Here is a 17,975-nt window from a genome sequence, read left to right on the forward strand (position 1 = left end):
GCGGACTCTGCGCGGACCGCAAAGGCCGCCCAACCCGCTCCGTCGCAGGTCAGACGGCCTTTCGCCGAACGTATTAGACGTTGAACCGGAACTCCACCACGTCCCCGTCCTGCATCACGTACTCCTTGCCCTCCATACGGGCCTTCCCCCTCGCTCGCGCCTCCGCGACCGAACCCGTCTCCACCAGGTCCTCGAAGGAGATGACCTCCGCCTTGATGAAGCCCTTCTGGAAGTCCGTGTGGATGACACCGGCCGCCTCGGGGGCCGTGGCGCCCTTCTTGATGGTCCAGGCGCGGGACTCCTTCGGGCCGGCCGTCAGGTAGGTCTGCAGGCCGAGGGTGCGGAAGCCGACGTGCGCGAGGGTGGCGAGGCCGGGCTCCTCCTGGCCGACGGACTGCAGCAGCTCCAGGGCCTCGTCGTCGTCGAGCTCGGCGAGGTCCGCCTCCAGCTTGGCGTTGAGGAAGATCGCCTCGGCCGGGGCGACCAGGGCCCGCTGCTCGTCCTTGAAGTCCTCGTCGGTCAGCTCCTCCTCGTCGACGTTGAAGACGTAGAGGAACGGCTTGGTCGTGAGCAGGTGCAGGTCGTGCAGGGGCTCGTTGCGCTCGGTGCCCTGGACGATGCCGTGCGCGAAGAGCGTGTCGCCCTTCTCCAGGATCTCCTTGGCCTCCTCGACGGCCTTGACCTTCGCCGCGAGGTCCTTCTTGATGCGCGACTCCTTCTGGAGCCGGGGCAGGACCTTCTCGATCGTCTGCAGGTCCGCGAGGATCAGCTCGGTGTTGATCGTCTCGATGTCGTCCTTCGGCGAGACCTTGCCGTCGACGTGCACGACGTTCTCGTCCTTGAAGGCGCGGATGACCTGGCAGATCGCGTCGGACTCGCGGATGTTCGCCAGGAACTTGTTGCCGAGGCCCTCACCCTCGCTCGCGCCGCGCACGATGCCCGCGATGTCGACGAAGTCGACCGTCGCCGGGAGGACACGCTGTGAGGAGAAGATCTCCGCCAACTTCGTCAGGCGGGGGTCGGGGACACCGACGACACCGACGTTGGGCTCGATCGTGGCGAACGGGTAGTTGGCCGCCAGCACGTCGTTCTTGGTCAGGGCGTTGAACAGGGTCGACTTGCCGACGTTGGGCAGGCCGACGATTCCGATCGTGAGCGACACGTTGCGACTTCCCGTGAGTGGAGAGGGCCAGGGGGCCAGGAGACCGGCCGATCCACCAGTCTACGGCGTGTCCGGAACCGCCCCGGGCGGCGTATCGAACGCGTGGCCAAGCTCGCCTCCCGGCGTGTCAGAAGGGCTATTCGGCATATTGAACGACCTAAGTTGGTGCGATGGAGCAGCACAGGACGCGACCTGCCGAGTACGGACCGCGACGGGAGCGGCCGAGGACGCCCCTGCCGCCGCAGCTGAAACGGGGTGCGGGCGGCGGGCCCGCACGACGGGCCGGGGCACCGGGGGCGCAGCGCCGTCCGGCGCCGGCCCGCCGGCCCGCGCCCGCGGCCCGCCCCGCCCTGCGGATTCCGAACCCCCGGCTGACGGGACTCGGCAGCGGGCTGTTCTGCGCCGCGGTGATGTTCCTGCTCGGCGCGCTGTGCGCGGCGCTGTCCGGGGCGTCCCTGACGGCGTACGGCGTGCTGTTCCTGCCGGTGTGCGTGCTGACCGGCGTCTGGGTGCGCCGGGGCGATCTGATGACCGCGCCGGTGGTGGTGCCGATCGCGTTCGCGGTGGGACTGCTGCCCCTGGCCGACGGCGACGGAGGGACCGGCGGCAGGCTGATGGGCCTGGTGACGGCGCTCGCCACGCAGGCCGGGTGGCTGTACGGGGGAACCCTGATCGCCGGGCTGATCGTCATCGTCCGGCGGATCCGGCTGGTGCGGCGGAGGAGGACGGCGAGCGGAGCCCGGCCGACGGCCCTGCCGGCCGGGGCCAGGGACCCGGGCCCGCTGCCCCGGAGGCGGACGGGGGTGTGACGACGGCCTTCAGAGGCCCGCCGCCCGCATCGCCGCGCCCACGATCCCCGCGTTGTTCTGCAGCTGCGCCGGGACGATCTCCGCCTTGACGCCCTTGATGTGGGGCAGGAACTTGTGGGACCTGCGGCTGACGCCGCCGCCGATGATGAACAGCTCCGGCGAGAACAGCATCTCGACGTGCGCGAGGTACTTGCTCACCCGGTGCGCCGCCCAGTGGTCCCACGACAGGTCGTGGTCCTCACGGGCCTTGCTGGAGGCCCGCTTCTCCGCGTCGTGCCCGTCGAGCTCCAGGTGGCCCAGCTCCGTGTTGGGGACCAGGACGCCGTCGATGAAGAGCGCGCTGCCGATGCCCGTGCCCAGCGTCAGCAGGATCACCGTGCCCCGGCGGCCGCGGCCGGCCCCGACGTGCATCTCCGCGACGCCCGCCGCGTCCGCGTCGTTGACCACCGTCACCGGCAGTCCGCCCAGCCGCTCGCCGAGCAGGTCGCGCGCGTCGGTGTCGATCCAGCTGTCGTCGACGTTCGCCGCCGTGCGGATCATGGAGCCGTCCGTGACCACGCCCGGGAACGTGACACCGACCGGTCCCGTCCAGCCGAAGTGGTCGACGACCTGCTTGACTCCGTCGGCCACCCCGTCGGGCGTGGCCGGCTGCGGAGTCAGGACCTTGTGGCGCTCCTGCGCCAGGTTGCCCTTGTCCAGGTCCACCGGGGCACCCTTGATCCCGGAACCGCCGATGTCCACACCGAAGATCTGCATGGCCCTACGTTACGCCGTACGACTGACGGTCACGGGCCGGACCGCCCTCGCGGCCCGGCCCGGCGGGGCTACTCCCCGGAATCTTCACCGGACCCGGCGCCGCCCCGCGCGGCCACCAGCGCGGCGGCCTCCTCGCGCAGGTCGCGGCGGAGCTCCTTGGGCAGGGAGAACGTGATGGACTCCTCGGCGGCCTTGACGATCTCGACGTCCTCGAAACCGCGCCGCGTGAGCCACTCCAGGACCTGCTCGACCAGGACCTCGGGCACGGAGGCGCCCGAGGTGACGCCGATGGTGGAGACTCCTTCCAGCCAGGCCTCGTCGATCTCGTCGGCGAAGTCGACGAGATGGGCGGCGCGGGCACCGGCGATCTTGGCGACCTCGACGAGGCGCTTGGAGTTGGAGGAGTTGCGCGAGCCGACCACGATGACCAGGTCGGACTCGGCGCCCATCTGCTTCACGGCCAGCTGGCGGTTCTGCGTGGCGTAGCAGATGTCGTCGCTGGGCGGGGAGACGAGCTGCGGGAACTTCTCCTTCAGCGCGTCGACGGTCTCCATGGTCTCGTCGACGGACAGCGTGGTCTGGGAGAGCCACACGACCTTGGACGGGTCGCGGACCTCGACCTTCGCCACGTCGCCCGGGCCGTCCACGAGCTGGATGTGGTCGGGGGCCTCGCCGGAGGTGCCGATGACCTCCTCGTGGCCCTCGTGGCCGATCAGGAGGATGTCGTAGTCGTCGTTCGCGAAGCGGACGGCTTCCTTGTGGACCTTGGTGACCAGCGGGCAGGTGGCGTCGATGGTGGCGAGCCTGCCGCGCTCGGCCTCCTCGTGGACGACGGGAGCCACGCCGTGCGCCGAGAACATCACGATGTTGCCCGGAGGGACCTCCTCCGTCTGCTCGACGAAGATCGCGCCCTTCTTCTCCAGGGTCTGCACGACGTACTTGTTGTGGACGATCTCGTGGCGGACGTAGACCGGAGCGCCGTACTGCTCCAGCGCTTTCTCGACGGCGATCACGGCGCGGTCCACGCCCGCGCAGTAGCCCCGGGGGGCGGCGAGCAGGACACGGCGGCCAGGCGAAGCAGACATGCGTCCCATCGTAAGGCCGCCCCGCGGTGACCCGGAGATCACGCCGGTCCCCGACGGGGCGCGCGCCCCGGGGCAGGGCGGCTGGTCGGCGTTGTCGGCGGCGCGCACTACCCTCGCGGGCATGGCTGTGAACACGTCCGCGGAATCGCCGCTGCCCGTCGGCGAGGTGTCGCGGCTCATCGGGCGGTGGATCGACCGGCTCGGGGCGGTGTGGGTGGAGGGGCAGATCACCCAGCTGTCGCGGCGGCCGGGCGCCGGTGTGGTGTTCCTGACACTGCGGGACCCCTCGCACGACATCTCCGTCGGCGTCACCTGCTACCGGCAGGTGTTCGACGCCGTCGCGGACGTGGTGAGCGAGGGGGCCCGGGTCGTCGTCCTCGCGAAGCCCGAGTGGTACGCCCCGCGCGGGCAGCTGTCGCTGCGGGCCTCCGAGATACGGCCCGTCGGGGTCGGGGAGCTGCTCGCGCGACTGGAGCAGCTGAAGAAGTCCCTGGCGCGGGAGGGGCTGTTCGCGCCGGAGCGCAAGAAGCCACTGCCGTTCCTGCCGCAGCTGATCGGGCTGGTCTGCGGGCGGGCCTCGGCGGCCGAGCGGGACGTGCTGGAGAACGCCCGGCACCGCTGGCCCGCCGTGCGTTTCGAGGTGCGCAACGTGGCCGTGCAGGGCGTGCACGCCGTGCCCCAGGTCGTGCAGGCCGTCAAGGAGCTGGACGCGCTGGAGGACGTGGACGTGATCGTCGTCGCCCGGGGCGGCGGCAGCGTGGAGGATCTGCTGCCGTTCTCCGACGAGCAGCTGGTCCGGACGGTCGCCCGGTGCCGTACGCCGGTGGTGTCGGCGATCGGGCACGAGCCGGACCACCCGCTGCTGGACCATGTCGCCGATCTGCGCGCCTCCACCCCGACCGACGCGGCCAAGAAGGTCGTGCCGGACGTCGGCGAGGAGTACGAGCGGGTGCGGCAGCTGCGGGACCGGGCACGGCGGTGTGTGGCGGCGCTGGTGGACCGGGAGGAGCGGGGGCTGGCGCACGCGCTGGCGCGGCCGTCGATACAGGATCCGCACCGGATGATCGACGAGCGCGCCGACCAGGTGGCGGACCTGCTGGACCGCGGCCGGCGCTGTCTGCGGCACCAGCTGGACCGGGCGGAGTCGGAGCTGGCGCACACGCACGCGCGCGTGGTGGCCCTCTCCCCCGCCGCCACCCTGAAGCGCGGGTACGCCGTGCTGCAGAAGACGGACGGGCACGCCGTCCGCGACCCGGGCGAGGTGGCGGCCGGCGAGGCGCTGCGCGCGCGGGTCTCCGAGGGTGAGTTCTCCGTACGAGTGGACACATAGGGTGGGTGGATGACCAGCGAGGTTGACGAGACGCCGGGGACGACCGGGGCGCTCGGGTACGAGCAGGCGCGGGACGAGCTGATCGAGGTCGTCCGCCGTCTGGAGGCGGGCGGGACGACGCTGGAGGAGTCCCTCGCGCTCTGGGAGCGCGGCGAGGAGCTGGCCAGGGTGTGCCGCCGCTGGCTGGAGGGGGCGCGGGCGCGGCTGGACGCGGCGCTGGCCGAGGAGGCCGCGCGGGACGGGGACGCCGAGTAGTCGGGGCGCGGTTCGGTGCGGTGCCGGGCGGTCCGTGAGAGCAGCGCCGCGCTGAACGCCGCCCTGCAGGCCGCCTGCTTCATCATCGGCGTCCGCGCCGCCGGACTGGCCGCCGGACCGATGACGGGGGCCGACCCGGAGGGCATCCGCAAGGAGTTCCTGGACGACGACCACACCCCCTGATGGTCGTGAACATCGGCCGCCCGAGCCCGCAGGCGTGGCACCCGCGCTACCGGCGGCTGGACTTCGGGCAGGTCGTCACGACCGTCTGACCCGCCCCGCGATCACGGGGAGACCCCCGGCGCGTCGCCGGGGGTCTTACCCGTGCGTCCTCACTCCGTGCGCAGCGCCCGCGCCATCTCGGTCAGCTGCGCGAACGGGGCGGTGCCCGTCACGACCGTCGTCGAGCCCGTGGTGCCCTCCAGGACCAGCGCGTCGTAGCGGCCGCCCTCCCAGCGGGTCCACGTCCGCCCGCCGATCGTCTCGGTCTTCCCGGTCTCCCGCCCGCCCTGCGTCGCCTCGTCGAGGAAGACGGGCCGCCGCTGAGTGGACTGCTCGACCGCCACGTACTCCCCCTGGGGATCGTGGAACCCGAGGTGCCAGGCGTCGAACTCGTCGCCCCGGAAGCGGACGGAGGTGGCCTTCCAGGCGTCGGGCAGGCCCTCGGGCGCGGCGACGGGGTACGAGGCGGCGCGGCGCGCCGTGAGCAGCTCGACCCGGTAGTCGACCCGCTTGAGGTCCGGCGGGCTGTCGTCGTTCGGGATGAAGAGGTAGATGAAGCCCGCCACGAGGGCGATGACCCCGAGCGAGAGGATCATGTCCCGCGCCGTCTTCTGCTTGCCGTTCGTGCCTGCCACGCCCCCTATCGTCGCAGGTCTCCGGTGCGCTCATCCGTGGGGGTCCCTGCTCATTTTACGAGGTCGGGGATAGAGTCGTTCAACAACGCCCTCATCCGGCCGTCGTCGTACAGAAAGGTGCGCTCCGATGACCGAGCATCATCACTTGCCGTCCGAACTGGATGTGCCCTCCGAGGCTCCCGACCGCAACCTCGCCCTGGAACTGGTCCGGGTGACCGAGGCGGCGGCCATGGCCGCGGGCCGCTGGGTCGGGCGCGGTGACAAGAACGGCGCCGACGGTGCCGCGGTGCGTGCCATGCGGACCCTCGTCTCCACCGTCTCGATGAACGGCGTCGTCGTCATCGGCGAGGGGGAGAAGGACGAGGCCCCGATGCTGTTCAACGGGGAGCGCGTGGGCGACGGGACCGGGCCGGAGTGCGACATCGCCGTCGACCCGATCGACGGCACGACGCTGACCGCGAAGGGCATGACCAACGCGATCGCCGTGCTGGCCGCGGCCGAACGCGGCTCGATGTTCGACCCGTCCGCCGTGTTCTACATGGACAAGCTCGTCACCGGGCCCGAGGCGGCGGACTTCGTCGACATCAACGCGCCCGTGGCGGTGAACATCCGGCGGGTCGCCAAGGCGAAGCGTTCCGCGCCGGAGGACGTCACGGTCGTGATCCTGGACCGGCCGCGGCACGAGGGCGTCATCAAGGAGATCCGGGACACCGGTGCGCGCATCAAGCTGATCTCCGACGGTGACGTGGCGGGCTCGATCCTGGCGCTGCGCGAGAGCACGGGCGTCGACCTGCTGCTCGGCATCGGCGGCACGCCGGAGGGCATCATCTCGGCCTGCGCCGTGAAGTGCCTGGGCGGCACGATCCAGGGCAAGCTGTGGCCCAAGGACGACGAGGAGCGGCAGCGGGCGGTCGACGCGGGACACGACCTCGACCGGGTGCTGACGACGGAGGACCTCGTCACCGGGGAGAACGTGTTCTTCGTGGCGACGGGCATCACCGACGGCGAACTGCTGCGCGGGGTGCGCTATCGGGCGGAGACCGCGACGACCGACTCGATCGTGATGCGGTCCCGGTCGGGCACGGTACGGCGGATCGACTCCGAGCATCGGCTGAGCAAACTGCGGGCGTACAGCGCGATCGACTTCGACAAGGGGAAGTAGCGCGCGGCCCGGGGGGTGAGGGCTGCGGCTGCGGGCATCGTCGGCGTGTGCGGGTCGGTGGTGGTTGTTCGCGCAGTTCCCCGCGCCCCTGTCGGGGGCGCCCGGGTGCGGAGTTCCGGCGGGCGCGGCGCCGTCGTGGTCACTCGCGCAGTTCCCCGCGCCCCTGTCGGGGCGTTTCGCCGCGGGCGACGGCAGGTGCCGGGGCGTCGTGGGGCGCGCCCCTTGCGGGGCGGGTGGTCGAAGGCGTGAGAGGGGCGTCCCCGGTGCGGTGGGGACGCCCTCTCGTGCTGGTGGTGTGCTAGCCCGCCGCCGCTATGCGGTTGGTCGCGCGGGCGGCCTTCTTCAGCTCCATGTCGCGGCGGCGGCGCCGGGCCAGGGCCACGCGGCGCTCCGCCGCGGTGAGGCCGCCCCAGACGCCGTAGGGCTCGGGCTGGAGCAGGGCGTGCTCGCGGCACTCGACCATGACCGGACAGCGGGCGCAGACCCGCTTGGCCGCCTCCTCCCGGGAGAGCCGGGCGGCGGTGGGCTCCTTGGACGGGGCGAAGAAGAGGCCCGCCTCGTCCCTCCTGCACACCGCCTCGGTGTGCCACGGCGTGTCCTGGTCCCTGTCTCGCGCTGGCACCCGCGGGGCCGGAACGGCAGCTACCTGCAGGGACGAATGCGGCGGTTGCAGCACGGTCTACTCCTGACGACGGCTTCGCGAGCGAGAGACGATGCGCAAGGCCTACCCGCTGTGCGCGCGCCTATGCACTGCGTTCCGAACCGCCGGTTCCGGTGCATTCGCGACCGTCAATGACCCAGGTGCCGCCGCGCACCCCCGTCGACCTTGCGGTGCATCCGGTCCAGGATGTCGGACACGGCCTTGCCCCGCCGGGGCCGCGCCTCGACGCTGCCCAGAACCGCCCAGCCGTCGACGTAGACGATCGGGGCCTCGGGGTCGCCCGAGTCGAGCGTGGCCACCTCGAAGCTGCCGAGGACGCCGCCGCCCATGCCGCGCAGCGACACGTTCTCGGGGGCGCGGATCTCCACGCTGCCGAAGATCGCGAAGGACTTGACGACGACCTGCTGGTGGTCGTAGAGCGCCTCGCTGAGGTCGATCTCGACACTGCCGAAGACCGCGTAGGCGTGGATCCGGCGGCCCGCGCGCCAGCGGCCCTTGCGCACGGCGCTGCTGAAGACCGCGACCACGTTGTCGTCCGGGTCGATCGGGATGGCTCCGGCCGTGGGGCGGGCCGGGGCGGTGGCCGGGCCGGGGCCCCGGTGGGCCGCGGGCAGGTCCCGGATGAAGACCTCCAGCTCGCCCACCGTCTTGGCGCGCAGCACCCCCTCCACGCGCTCGGCGTGCTCGTCCGCGGTGAGACGGCCCTCGGCCAGGGCGTCGTGCAGGATGTCGGCGATCCGGTCGCGCTCGGCGTCGGAGGCGCGGAGCTCGCCGGCGGCGGGCGCGGTCTGCTTCTGAAGGTCCACGGCAGCAGCGTACCGAAACGCGATAGATCGCGACACCCCCCACGAGCCGCCGAATGTGACGAACAGAGCCTCACCTCACAAGCTCGCCGCCAGTGGCAGGTCCTACGCTGGTTGACGCTCGCCAAAGGGGGCGGGCCGCCGTCCGTCGAGTGAGGAATGGGCTGAGATGCCTGAGTTCGCGTACACCGATCTGCTCCCCCAGGGAGAGGACACCACCCCCTACCGGCTGGTGACCTCCGAAGGCGTCTCCACGGTCGAGGGGCCGGACGGGCGGACCTTCCTCCAGGTGGAGCCGGAGGCGCTGCGCAAGCTCGCCGAGGAGGCCGTCCACGACATCCAGCACTACCTGCGCCCGGCCCACCTCGCGCAGCTGCGCCGGATCATCGACGACCCCGAGGCCTCGGCCAACGACAAGTTCGTGGCGCTGGACCTCTTGAAGAACGCGAACATCGCGGCCGCCGGCGTGCTCCCGATGTGCCAGGACACGGGCACGGCGATCGTCATGGGCAAGCGCGGGCAGAACGTGCTGACGCGGGGCCGTGACGAGGAGGCCCTGAGCCGCGGCATCCACGACGCGTACAAGAACCTCAATCTGCGCTACTCGCAGATGGCCCCGCTCACCATGTGGGAGGAGAAGAACACCGGCTCCAACCTGCCGGCGCAGATCGAGCTGTACGCGACCGACGGCGGCGCCTACAAGTTCCTGTTCATGGCCAAGGGCGGCGGCTCGGCCAACAAGTCGTTCCTGTACCAGGAGACCAAGGCCGTCCTGAACGAGTCCTCCATGATGAAGTTCCTGGAGGAGAAGATCCGTTCGCTGGGCACGGCCGCCTGCCCGCCCTACCACCTGGCGGTCGTCGTCGGCGGCACCAGCGCCGAGTACGCGCTGAAGACCGCGAAGTACGCCTCCGCGCACTACCTGGACGAGATCCCGGCCGAGGGCTCAGAGCTGGGGCACGGCTTCCGGGACAAGGAGCTGGAGGAGAAGGTCTTCGAGCTGACGCAGAAGATCGGCATCGGGGCGCAGTTCGGCGGCAAGTACTTCTGCCACGACGTGCGCGTGGTGCGGCTGCCGCGGCACGGCGCGTCCTGCCCGGTCGCCATCGCGGTGTCCTGCTCCGCCGACCGCCAGGCCGTCGCGAAGATCACCGCCGAGGGCGTCTTCCTGGAGCAGCTGGAGACGGACCCGGCGCGGTTCCTGCCGGAGACGACGGACGAACACCTCGACGAGTCCTCGGACGTCGTGAGGATCGACCTCGACCAGCCGATGGAGACGATCCTCGCCGAGCTCTCCAGGTACCCGGTGAAGACCCGGCTGTCGCTGACCGGCCCGCTGGTCGTGGCGCGCGACATCGCGCACGCCAGGATCAAGGAGCGGCTGGACGCGGGCGAGGAGATGCCGCAGTACCTGAAGGACCACCCGGTGTACTACGCGGGTCCGGCCAAGACCCCCGAGGGTTATGCGTCGGGCTCCTTCGGCCCGACCACGGCCGGCCGGATGGACTCCTACGTGGAGCAGTTCCAGGCGGCGGGCGGCTCCAAGGTGATGCTGGCCAAGGGCAACCGCAGCAGGCAGGTCACGGACGCGTGCGCGGCGCACGGCGGCTTCTACCTCGGCTCCATCGGCGGCCCGGCCGCGCGCCTCGCCCAGGACTGCATCAAGAAGGTCGAGGTCGTCGAGTACGAGGAGCTCGGCATGGAGGCCGTCTGGAAGATCGAGGTCGAGGACTTCCCGGCGTTCATCGTCGTCGACGACAAGGGCAACGACTTCTTCCGGGACCCGGCCCCCGCCCCGACGTTCACCTCCATTCCGGTACGGGGCCCCGGACTCGCCTGACCGGGGCGGTGACGACTTCCCTCCACGGGGAACAGTGGTCCGGGCCCGGACGCTGTGACACGTGGAGGTGATCGTCGATGACCGGCGAGCAGGACAGGACCGAGTACCGCACCGAGCACGACTCCATGGGCGAGGTGCGGGTCCCGGCCCACGCCAAGTGGCGGGCCCAGACGCAGCGAGCGGTGGAGAACTTCCCCGTCTCCGGGCAGCGCATCGAGCGCGCCCACATCGAGGCGCTGGCCCGCATCAAGGGCGCGGCGGCCAAGGTCAACGCCGAGCTGGGGGTCCTGGACGAGGACATCGCCCGGGCGGTCCGGGAGGCGGCCGGGGAGGTGGCCGAGGGCACCTGGGACGAGCACTTCCCGGTCGACGTCTTCCAGACCGGGTCGGGCACCTCGTCGAACATGAACGCCAACGAGGTCATCGCCACCCTGGCCACCGAGCGGCTGGGCAGGGACGTGCATCCCAACGACCACGTCAACGCCTCCCAGTCGTCCAACGACGTCTTCCCGTCCTCGATCCACATCGCCGCCACCGCCGCCGTGACGCGCGATCTGGTCCCCGCACTGGAGCACCTCGCCGCCGCGCTGGAGCGCAAGTCCGGGGAGTTCGCCGATGTCGTGAAGTCCGGGCGGACGCACCTCATGGACGCCACGCCCGTGACGCTGGGCCAGGAGTTCGGCGGGTACGCCGCCCAGATCCGCTACGGCGTCGAACGGCTGCGGGCCTCCCTGCCCCGGCTCGCGGAACTGCCCCTGGGCGGCACGGCCGTCGGCACCGGCATCAACACCCCGCCCGGCTTCTCCGCCGCCGTGATCGAGGAGGTCGCCCGCACCACCGGGCTGCCCCTGACCGAGGCCCGTGACCACTTCGAGGCGCAGGGCGCGCGGGACGGCATCGTCGAGACCAGCGGCCAGCTGCGGACGATCGCGGTCGGGCTGACGAAGATCGCCAACGATCTGCGCTGGATGTCCTCCGGGCCGCGCACCGGGCTCGCCGAGATCGCCCTGCCCGACCTCCAGCCGGGCTCCTCGATCATGCCGGGCAAGGTGAACCCGGTCGTCCCGGAGGCCGTGCTCATGGTGTGCGCGCAGGTCGTCGGCAACGACGCCACCGTCGCGACCGCCGGCGCCGCCGGGAACTTCGAGCTCAACGTGATGCTGCCGGTCATCGCGAAGAACGTCCTGGAGTCGATCCGGCTGCTCGCCAACGTCTCGCGGCTGCTGGCCGACCGGACCGTCGACGGCATCACCGCCGACCGCGAACGGGCCCGCGAGTACGCCGAGTCCTCCCCCTCGGTGGTCACGCCGCTGAACAGGTACATCGGCTACGAGGAGGCCTCGAAGGTCGCCAAGAGGGCGCTGGCGGAGCGCAAGACGATCCGTCAGGTCGTGCTGGAGGGCGGGTACGTGGAGCGCGGGGACCTGACGGCGGAGCAGCTCGACGAGGCGCTGGACGTCCTGCGGATGACGCACCCGTGACGGTCCGGGCGGCCGGTGTGCGCCCGGCGCGTGAACCGCGACACGTGCCGAGGCGTCGTATGCCTGGGGCACCTAATATCTGTGCATGGCGGACGATGGAGCGATGAGACGCGTGGAAACGGGTGGTGCGGCGGGTTTCTGGGAGCCGGGGAGCCGGATCCTGTGGCGGTACCGTGAGAACGGCGGGGCGCACGTTCACATCGCGCGTCCCGTCACCGTCGTACGGGACGAGGCGGACCTGCTCGCCGTCTGGCTGGCGCCCGGCACGGAGTGCGTGAAGCCGGTGCTCGCCGACGGGACTCCCGTGCACCAGGAGCCGCTGTCCACCCGCTACACCAAGCCGCGGACCGTGCAGCGCGACCGGTGGTTCGGCACGGGCGTGCTGAAGCTGGCCCGGCCCGGTGAGCCCTGGTCGGTGTGGCTGTTCTGGGAGCCGGGCTGGCGGTTCAAGAACTGGTACGTGAACCTGGAGGAGCCGCTGGTCCGCTGGGAGGGCGGCGTCGACTCGGTCGACCACTTCCTGGACATCTCCGTGCACCCGGACCGCAGTTGGCACTGGCGCGACGAGGACGAGTTCGCCCAGGCCCGCGGGGACGGCCTGATGGACGACCGGCAGGCCGAGAAGGTGCGGGCCGCCGGGGAGGCGGCACTGGAGGTGATCCGTGCCTGGGGGCCGCCGTTCTCGGAAGGCTGGCAGCACTGGCGCCCGGATCCGTCCTGGGCGGTACCGTCACTGCCCGAGGACTGGGATCGGACGCCCGCGCACGTGTCCTCATGAGACCCTTGATGCGCCCCCGGCCGAGAAACGTAGGATCGTCCTCCGCAAGGGCGCGTGGCGGCAACTACCGGAGCACGCGCTGAGCTTGACCGATCGTCACCGAGGGGCGGCAGGACGTGAGCGAGGGGTACGAGGGCAACACCGCAAGGACCTGCGCCACAGGCCCGGTGGACCGCGGACGGCCCACCGGTGGCACAGGAACGACCTCTGACCACGCGGGAATTCCGTTCCTGGGGCACGTATTCCGGGTATCGGAGTTTCGGCGGGACCAGCCGCACTTCTGGAATGCGGCCCCGGACGGATGGATTCGACACGCGTGACGGAGCAGCCGACCTCCTTCGAGCGCCCGCAGCCGGGCGCCGACCCCGTGGACCCCCGCGGGGCGCTCCTGCACACCCCGACGCCCGCGTGCGCGCCGGGTGCCGGGGCCTTACCCGCACAGGGCCGCCACGGCGGCGACATCAGCGTTCCGGTCACGACGGCCCACACTCCGCCGGGCACGTCCGATCCGGGTACCTCCACGCCGTTCGGCAAGGGCAAGGACACCGTGAGCGACCCCGCCTCCGAGCACTCCCAGCCGGGTGCCGAGCAGACCGCCGAGCGCGACACCCCGCGGCCGCGCCCCGCCCCCGAGACCATCCCGCTGCAGCCGGCCGACGAGCAGGACCGGCAGGGCGCCGACGGCCAGGACCGGCGCAGCGGCCAGAGCCTGCCGCCCGGCCGGCCCACGCCCATGCGGCGCGACGGCGACCGGCTCCGGTTCGTCGGGGCCGCCACCCGGCGGATCGCCCGGGGCATCGACCTGGACGAGATCGTGATGGGGCTGTGCCGGGCCACCGTGCCCACCTTCTCCGACGCGATCCTGGTGTACCTGCGCGATCCGCTGCCGGTCGGTGACGAGCGGCCCACGGGCCCGCTGCTGCTGCGGCTGCGCCGCACCGACCGGATACCGGCGGAACGCGACACCGAGAACGGCTTCCTGCCGGCCGCTCAGCCCGAGCCCAGCGAGCTGGACACGGTCGGCGCCGAGCTGTGCGAGGTGCGGCCGGGCAGCGCTCTCGCCGAGGTCCTGCGGGGCGTGCGGCCCGTGTTCACCGAGGCGCCGGCGGCTCGTGCCGCGCTGCCGGAACTGCTCGGCGAGAGCGGGGCTTCGGCCGTTCCGGGGGGTCAGCGTGCGATCCTCGCCCCGCTGCGCGGCCGGCGCCGGGTCATCGGGGCCGCGCTGTTCCTGCGCCGCCCCGAGCGCATCCCCTTCGAGCAGGACGACCTGCTGGTGGCCGCCCAGCTCGCCACGCACAGCGCCCTCGGCATCGACAAGGCCGTGCTGTACGGCCGTGAGGCCTACATCGCGGACGAGCTGCAGCGCACCATGCTGCCCGAGACGCTGCCCCGCCCCACGGGTGTGCGGCTCGCCTCCCGCTACCTGCCGGCCGCGGAGACGGCCCGGGTCGGCGGCGACTGGTACGACGCGATCCCGCTGCCCGGCAGCCGGGTCGCCCTGGTCGTCGGCGACGTGATGGGCCACTCCATGACGTCGGCCGCCATCATGGGCCAGCTGCGCACCACGGCCCAGACGCTCGCCGGGCTCGACCTGCCGCCGCAGGAGGTCCTGCACCACCTCGACGAGCAGGCCCAGCGGCTCGGCGTGGACCGCATGGCGACCTGCCTGTACGCGGTGTACGACCCGGTGGCGCACCGCATCACCATCGCCAACGCCGGCCATCCGCCGCCCGTGCTGCTGCACCTGGGCGGCCGCGCGGAGGTGCTGCGGGTGCCGGCCGGCGCCCCCATCGGCGTCGGCGGCGTCGACTTCGAGGCGGTGGAGCTGGACGCGCCCGCCGGCGCGACCCTGGTGCTGTACACCGACGGCCTGGTCGAGTCGCGGCTGCGGGACGTGTGGACCGGCATCGAGCAGCTGCGCGAGAAGCTCGCCGCGACCGCGCAGCTGACCGGGCCGGACCATCCGCCGCCCCTGGAGGCGCTCTGCGACGAGGTGCTCGACATGCTCGGCCCGGGCGACCGGGACGACGACATCGCGCTGCTCGCCGCCCGCTTCGACGGCATCGCGCCGAGCGACGTGGCGTACTGGTTCCTGGAGCCGGAGGACGCGGCCCCCGGGCGGGCCCGCCGGCTGGCCCGGCGCGCCCTGTCGCGCTGGGGCCTGGAGGAGCTGAGCGACTCCGTGGAGCTGCTGGTCAGCGAGGTCGTCACCAACGCGGTGCGGTACGCCTCCCGGCCGGTCACGCTGCGGCTGCTGCGCACCGACGTGCTGCGCTGCGAGGTCGGCGACGACGTCCCGCAGCTGCCGAGGCTGCGCCAGGCCCGCGCGACCGACGAGGGCGGGCGGGGGCTGTACCTGGTCAACCGCCTGGCCCGGCGCTGGGGCGCGACCCGGCTCAGCACGGGCAAGGTGGTGTGGTTCGAGCTCAACCGCGGCTGAGCCGCCGCCCGCACACGCCGAAGGGCGCCCGGTTCCGACCGGGCGCCCTTCGGCGTTGCCTACTCTCCGCCCGGTACGGCCGGCTCGAACGGATCACCGCCGTCGCCCGGCGGGGTCGTCTGCGGTGCCGTCGGCGGGGGGACGGTGGGCGGGGTCGTCGACGGCTTCGTCGGCGGGGCCGTGGTCGGCTCCTCCGACGTGGGCGGCGGGGACGACGCCGGCTCCTCGGTCGTCGGCTCCTGCGTCGGTTCCCGGCTGGGTTCCTCCTGGGTGGGCGTCGGCGTCCGCGTCGGCTTCACGGCGGCGCCCTGCATGGTCTCCAGGTCGAACGCGCTGACCTCGCCCATCACGCCGAAGGTGTACGCGGCCCAGATCCGGGCCGGGAAGCCACCGCCGTTGACGCGGGGTTCGCCGCCCGCCTTGTACATCGGGACCTGGGCGCCCGTCTTGGCGTCCTCGCCGAACAGGCCCACGGAGGTGACCAGCCCGGGCGTGTAACCGGTGAACCAGGCCGACTTGTTGTCGTCGGAGGTGCCGGTCTTGCCCGCGACCTGCTGGCCGCCGCGCCGGGGGTTGTCGCGGACGGAGGCCCGGGCGGTGCCGTCGTCGACCACACCGGTCAGGACGGAGGTGACCGTGTCGGCGGCCTCGCGGCTGATGACCTGGTCGCCGATCGCCTTCGGGAGGGTGACCGTGCGGGTGTTGTGCTCGACGGTCTTCAGCAGCGCCGGGGTGACCTTCCGGCCGTGGTTGTCGAGGGTGGCGTAGACGCCGGCCATCTCCAGCGGGCTGGCGCCCATGGTGCCCAGGGTCTGCGCGGGTACCGCCTCCAGGCCCTCGGTGTCCATGCCGAGGCGGCCGGCGACCTTCATCACCTCGGGCATCCCGACGTCGACGCCCATCTGCGCGAAGACCGAGTTGACGGACTTGTTCATCGCCGTCTGGACGGTGACCTCGCCGTAGTCCTTGTCGTCCTCGTTCTCCGGGGCGAATCCGACCTCGGTGCCGTTCTCCACGACCGGGCGCTTGCTCGTGCCGTCGTAGACCGTGTCGGCCCGGATCGGGGTGCCGTCCTGGGTCTCGGCGTCGCCCTCCAGGGCGGCGGCCAGGATCACCGGCTTGAAGGTGGAGGCGGGCTGGTAGTCCGTACGGGTCGCGTTGTTGACGTAGTGCCGGAGGTAGTCCCGGCCGCCGTACATCGCGACGACCGCGCCCGTCCTGGGGTTGACGGAGGCGGCACCGGCCTGGACGTTCGCGTCGACCTTGCGCTTGCCGGGGTCGAGCCTGCTCTCGAGCTGCTGCTCCACGGACTTCTGGAGCGCCTTCTGCTTCTTCCTGTCGATGTTGAGGGTGAGGGTCCAGCCGCCCTGGTCGACCATCGCCTGGGCCTGCTTGGCGTCCTCGGCGGTGCCCTGGGCGACGAGCTGCTTCTCCAGCGCGGCGTTGGCGGCCTTCACCAGGTAGCCGGTCTGGCCCCCCATGCTCGGGTCGTCCTTGGGCTTCTCGGGCACCGGGAACTTCATGGCGTCCCGCTTCGGCCCGCTGAGCCAGTCCTCCTCGACCATGTTGTCCAGGACGTAGTTCCAGCGTGCCCTCACCAGCTTCTTGCCGGTGTCGGAGGCGATCGCCCAGTCGTACTGGTTCGGTGCCTGGAGGAGCGCGGCGAGGTAGGCGCCCTGCTCGACGGTGAGGTCCCTGGCGTCCACGCCGTAGTAGGCCTGCGCGGCGGCCTGGATGCCGTAGGCTCCGCGGCCGTAGTAGCTGGTGTTGATGTAGCCGGCGAGGATGTAGTCCTTGGACTTCTCCCGGTCCAGCTTCAGGGAGATGACCAGTTCCTTCAGCTTGCGCGTGACGGTCTGTTCCTGGGACAGGTAGTAGTTCTTGACGTACTGCTGGGTGATCGTCGAGCCGCCCTGGGCGCCCTTGCCGGTCACGGTGTTGAGCACACCGCGGGCGGTGCCCTTGAGGTCGACGCCGGCGTCCTTGTAGAAGGTCTTGTTCTCGGCGGCGACGAACGTCTTCTGCACCGGCTCGGGCACCTCGGCGAGGTCCACGATCTCGCGGTTGCGCTCGCCGGTGCGGCCGAGGAGGGAGCCGTCGCTGTACTGGTAGACGTTGCTCTGCAGCTCGGCGTCCGCGTTCCCCTCCGGGATGTCGATCAGCATGTACAGCACGACGAACGCGCCCATGCCCAGCAGGCACAGCCCGAAGAAGGCGCCGAGGATCTTCTTCCAGCCGAAGAGCCTGCGTATGGCGCTCTTCCCGGACGGGTCCGGCGAACGGCGGCGCCCGGGTGCCGCCCGGCGCCCACCGCGCTGTCGGGCGCGTCTTTCTTCCGCTCGTCCCATCGGTCCGATCCGCTCCGCTTCGTTCATGTGTGCTCACATGCCACACAGGTTCGCCGCAAGGTCAGCTCAGAAAGCTAACACCGGGAGATATGAGAAAGGGCTGCCGATCCGGGCCTTTACGGACGTGACAATCAGCACCCACCCCACCGGAACCGACGCCCGGGAGACATGCGGGGTTGCCAGGGCCGGATAAAGTGTTATCACTTAG

At 71.7% G+C, this 17,975-nt stretch carries 15 protein-coding genes and 1 pseudogene; 9 read left to right on the forward strand and 7 right to left on the reverse strand.

What is annotated here, in order from left to right; all coding sequences use genetic code 11:
- Positions 1-73: 73 nt before the first annotated feature.
- Positions 74-1,162, reverse strand: coding sequence for a redox-regulated ATPase YchF (gene ychF / locus ACFW6P_RS11140; RefSeq protein WP_386350997.1), 1,089 nt, complete (start codon positions 1,160-1,162; stop codon positions 74-76).
- A gap of 170 nt (positions 1,163-1,332) precedes the next feature.
- On the opposite strand from ychF, the gene ACFW6P_RS11145 reads away from it, so the two are divergent.
- Positions 1,333-1,971 (forward strand): DUF6542 domain-containing protein, encoded by a 639-nt coding sequence (locus ACFW6P_RS11145; protein WP_386423456.1) that lies wholly within the window; start codon positions 1,333-1,335, stop codon positions 1,969-1,971.
- Between the two features lie 9 nt (positions 1,972-1,980).
- Here the strand turns inward: ACFW6P_RS11145 and ppgK are convergent, their stop codons facing one another.
- Positions 1,981-2,727, reverse strand: a complete 747-nt coding sequence (gene ppgK, locus ACFW6P_RS11150) for a polyphosphate--glucose phosphotransferase (protein ID WP_386423458.1) — start codon at positions 2,725-2,727, stop codon at positions 1,981-1,983.
- Between the two features lie 68 nt (positions 2,728-2,795).
- Complete coding sequence (locus ACFW6P_RS11155) at positions 2,796-3,821, reverse strand: 4-hydroxy-3-methylbut-2-enyl diphosphate reductase (RefSeq protein ID WP_386423460.1); 1,026 nt, start codon at positions 3,819-3,821, stop codon at positions 2,796-2,798.
- A 112-nt stretch (positions 3,822-3,933) separates the two neighbouring features.
- Between ACFW6P_RS11155 and xseA the strand changes: the two genes are divergently transcribed.
- The 3 genes and pseudogenes from xseA to ACFW6P_RS11170 form a co-directional block, all read left to right on the forward strand.
- Positions 3,934-5,142, forward strand: a complete 1,209-nt coding sequence (gene xseA, locus ACFW6P_RS11160) for an exodeoxyribonuclease VII large subunit (protein WP_386423462.1) — start codon at positions 3,934-3,936, stop codon at positions 5,140-5,142.
- Between the two features lie 9 nt (positions 5,143-5,151).
- Complete coding sequence (locus ACFW6P_RS11165) at positions 5,152-5,397, forward strand: exodeoxyribonuclease VII small subunit (protein WP_386351011.1); 246 nt, start codon at positions 5,152-5,154, stop codon at positions 5,395-5,397.
- Positions 5,398-5,421: 24 nt separating this feature from the next.
- Positions 5,422-5,669: pseudogene (locus ACFW6P_RS11170) on the forward strand (nitroreductase family protein); the annotation flags it as partial.
- Positions 5,670-5,729: 60 nt separating this feature from the next.
- Here the strand turns inward: ACFW6P_RS11170 and ACFW6P_RS11175 are convergent.
- Complete coding sequence (locus tag ACFW6P_RS11175) at positions 5,730-6,254, reverse strand: DUF4245 domain-containing protein (protein WP_386423464.1); 525 nt, start codon at positions 6,252-6,254, stop codon at positions 5,730-5,732.
- A 127-nt stretch (positions 6,255-6,381) separates the two neighbouring features.
- On the opposite strand from ACFW6P_RS11175, the gene glpX reads away from it, so the two are divergent.
- The gene (gene glpX / locus ACFW6P_RS11180) at positions 6,382-7,416 is read left to right on the forward strand and encodes a class II fructose-bisphosphatase (protein ID WP_386423466.1); all 1,035 of its coding nucleotides are present in this window, start codon (positions 6,382-6,384) and stop codon (positions 7,414-7,416) included.
- A 298-nt stretch (positions 7,417-7,714) separates the two neighbouring features.
- Here glpX and ACFW6P_RS11185 read toward each other — a convergent pair whose 3' ends face one another.
- Together ACFW6P_RS11185 and ACFW6P_RS11190 are read right to left on the reverse strand one after the other, a co-directional pair.
- Positions 7,715-8,092, reverse strand: coding sequence for a WhiB family transcriptional regulator (locus ACFW6P_RS11185; RefSeq protein ID WP_386351018.1), 378 nt, complete (start codon positions 8,090-8,092; stop codon positions 7,715-7,717).
- A gap of 113 nt (positions 8,093-8,205) precedes the next feature.
- The gene (locus ACFW6P_RS11190) at positions 8,206-8,883 is read right to left on the reverse strand and encodes a DUF1707 domain-containing protein (protein WP_386423468.1); all 678 of its coding nucleotides are present in this window, start codon (positions 8,881-8,883) and stop codon (positions 8,206-8,208) included.
- A 166-nt stretch (positions 8,884-9,049) separates the two neighbouring features.
- On the opposite strand from ACFW6P_RS11190, the gene ACFW6P_RS11195 reads away from it, so the two are divergent.
- The 4 genes from ACFW6P_RS11195 (at position 9,050) to ACFW6P_RS11210 (ending at position 15,419) form a co-directional block, all read left to right on the forward strand.
- Positions 9,050-10,720, forward strand: a complete 1,671-nt coding sequence (locus ACFW6P_RS11195) for a fumarate hydratase (RefSeq protein ID WP_386423470.1) — start codon at positions 9,050-9,052, stop codon at positions 10,718-10,720.
- 77 nt (positions 10,721-10,797) lie between these two features.
- Positions 10,798-12,201 (forward strand): class II fumarate hydratase, encoded by a 1,404-nt coding sequence (locus ACFW6P_RS11200; protein WP_386423472.1) that lies wholly within the window; start codon positions 10,798-10,800, stop codon positions 12,199-12,201.
- A gap of 103 nt (positions 12,202-12,304) precedes the next feature.
- A complete protein-coding gene (locus ACFW6P_RS11205; protein ID WP_386351027.1) occupies positions 12,305-12,979 on the forward strand; it encodes a DUF402 domain-containing protein in 675 nt (224 codons plus the stop codon).
- Positions 12,980-13,280: 301 nt separating this feature from the next.
- Complete coding sequence (locus ACFW6P_RS11210; protein WP_386423474.1) at positions 13,281-15,419, forward strand: SpoIIE family protein phosphatase; 2,139 nt, start codon at positions 13,281-13,283, stop codon at positions 15,417-15,419.
- A gap of 59 nt (positions 15,420-15,478) precedes the next feature.
- Here the strand turns inward: ACFW6P_RS11210 and ACFW6P_RS11215 are convergent, their stop codons facing one another.
- Complete coding sequence (locus ACFW6P_RS11215) at positions 15,479-17,767, reverse strand: transglycosylase domain-containing protein (RefSeq protein WP_386423476.1); 2,289 nt, start codon at positions 17,765-17,767, stop codon at positions 15,479-15,481.
- Positions 17,768-17,975: the final 208 nt, after the last annotated feature.

The sequence above is a fragment of the Streptomyces sp. NPDC058741 genome, assembly GCF_042746715.1.
GTDB lineage: Bacteria > Actinomycetota > Actinomycetes > Streptomycetales > Streptomycetaceae > Streptomyces.

What these genes read in the sequence shown, in the direction of transcription:
- ACFW6P_RS11145 (WP_386423456.1), top strand. Translation starts at nt 1,333, where the DNA reads ATGGAGCAGCACAGGACGCGACCTGCCGAGTACGGACCGCGACGGGAG.
- ppgK (WP_386423458.1), bottom strand. Translation starts at nt 2,727, where the DNA reads ATGCAGATCTTCGGTGTGGACATCGGCGGTTCCGGGATCAAGGGTGCC.
- ACFW6P_RS11155 (WP_386423460.1), bottom strand. Translation starts at nt 3,821, where the DNA reads ATGGGACGCATGTCTGCTTCGCCTGGCCGCCGTGTCCTGCTCGCCGCC.
- xseA (WP_386423462.1), top strand. Translation starts at nt 3,934, where the DNA reads ATGGCTGTGAACACGTCCGCGGAATCGCCGCTGCCCGTCGGCGAGGTG.
- ACFW6P_RS11165 (WP_386351011.1), top strand. Translation starts at nt 5,152, where the DNA reads ATGACCAGCGAGGTTGACGAGACGCCGGGGACGACCGGGGCGCTCGGG.
- glpX (WP_386423466.1), top strand. Translation starts at nt 6,382, where the DNA reads ATGACCGAGCATCATCACTTGCCGTCCGAACTGGATGTGCCCTCCGAG.
- ACFW6P_RS11195 (WP_386423470.1), top strand. Translation starts at nt 9,050, where the DNA reads ATGCCTGAGTTCGCGTACACCGATCTGCTCCCCCAGGGAGAGGACACC.
- ACFW6P_RS11200 (WP_386423472.1), top strand. Translation starts at nt 10,798, where the DNA reads ATGACCGGCGAGCAGGACAGGACCGAGTACCGCACCGAGCACGACTCC.
- ACFW6P_RS11205 (WP_386351027.1), top strand. Translation starts at nt 12,305, where the DNA reads ATGAGACGCGTGGAAACGGGTGGTGCGGCGGGTTTCTGGGAGCCGGGG.
- ACFW6P_RS11210 (WP_386423474.1), top strand. Translation starts at nt 13,281, where the DNA reads ATGGATTCGACACGCGTGACGGAGCAGCCGACCTCCTTCGAGCGCCCG.
- ACFW6P_RS11215 (WP_386423476.1), bottom strand. Translation starts at nt 17,767, where the DNA reads ATGGGACGAGCGGAAGAAAGACGCGCCCGACAGCGCGGTGGGCGCCGG.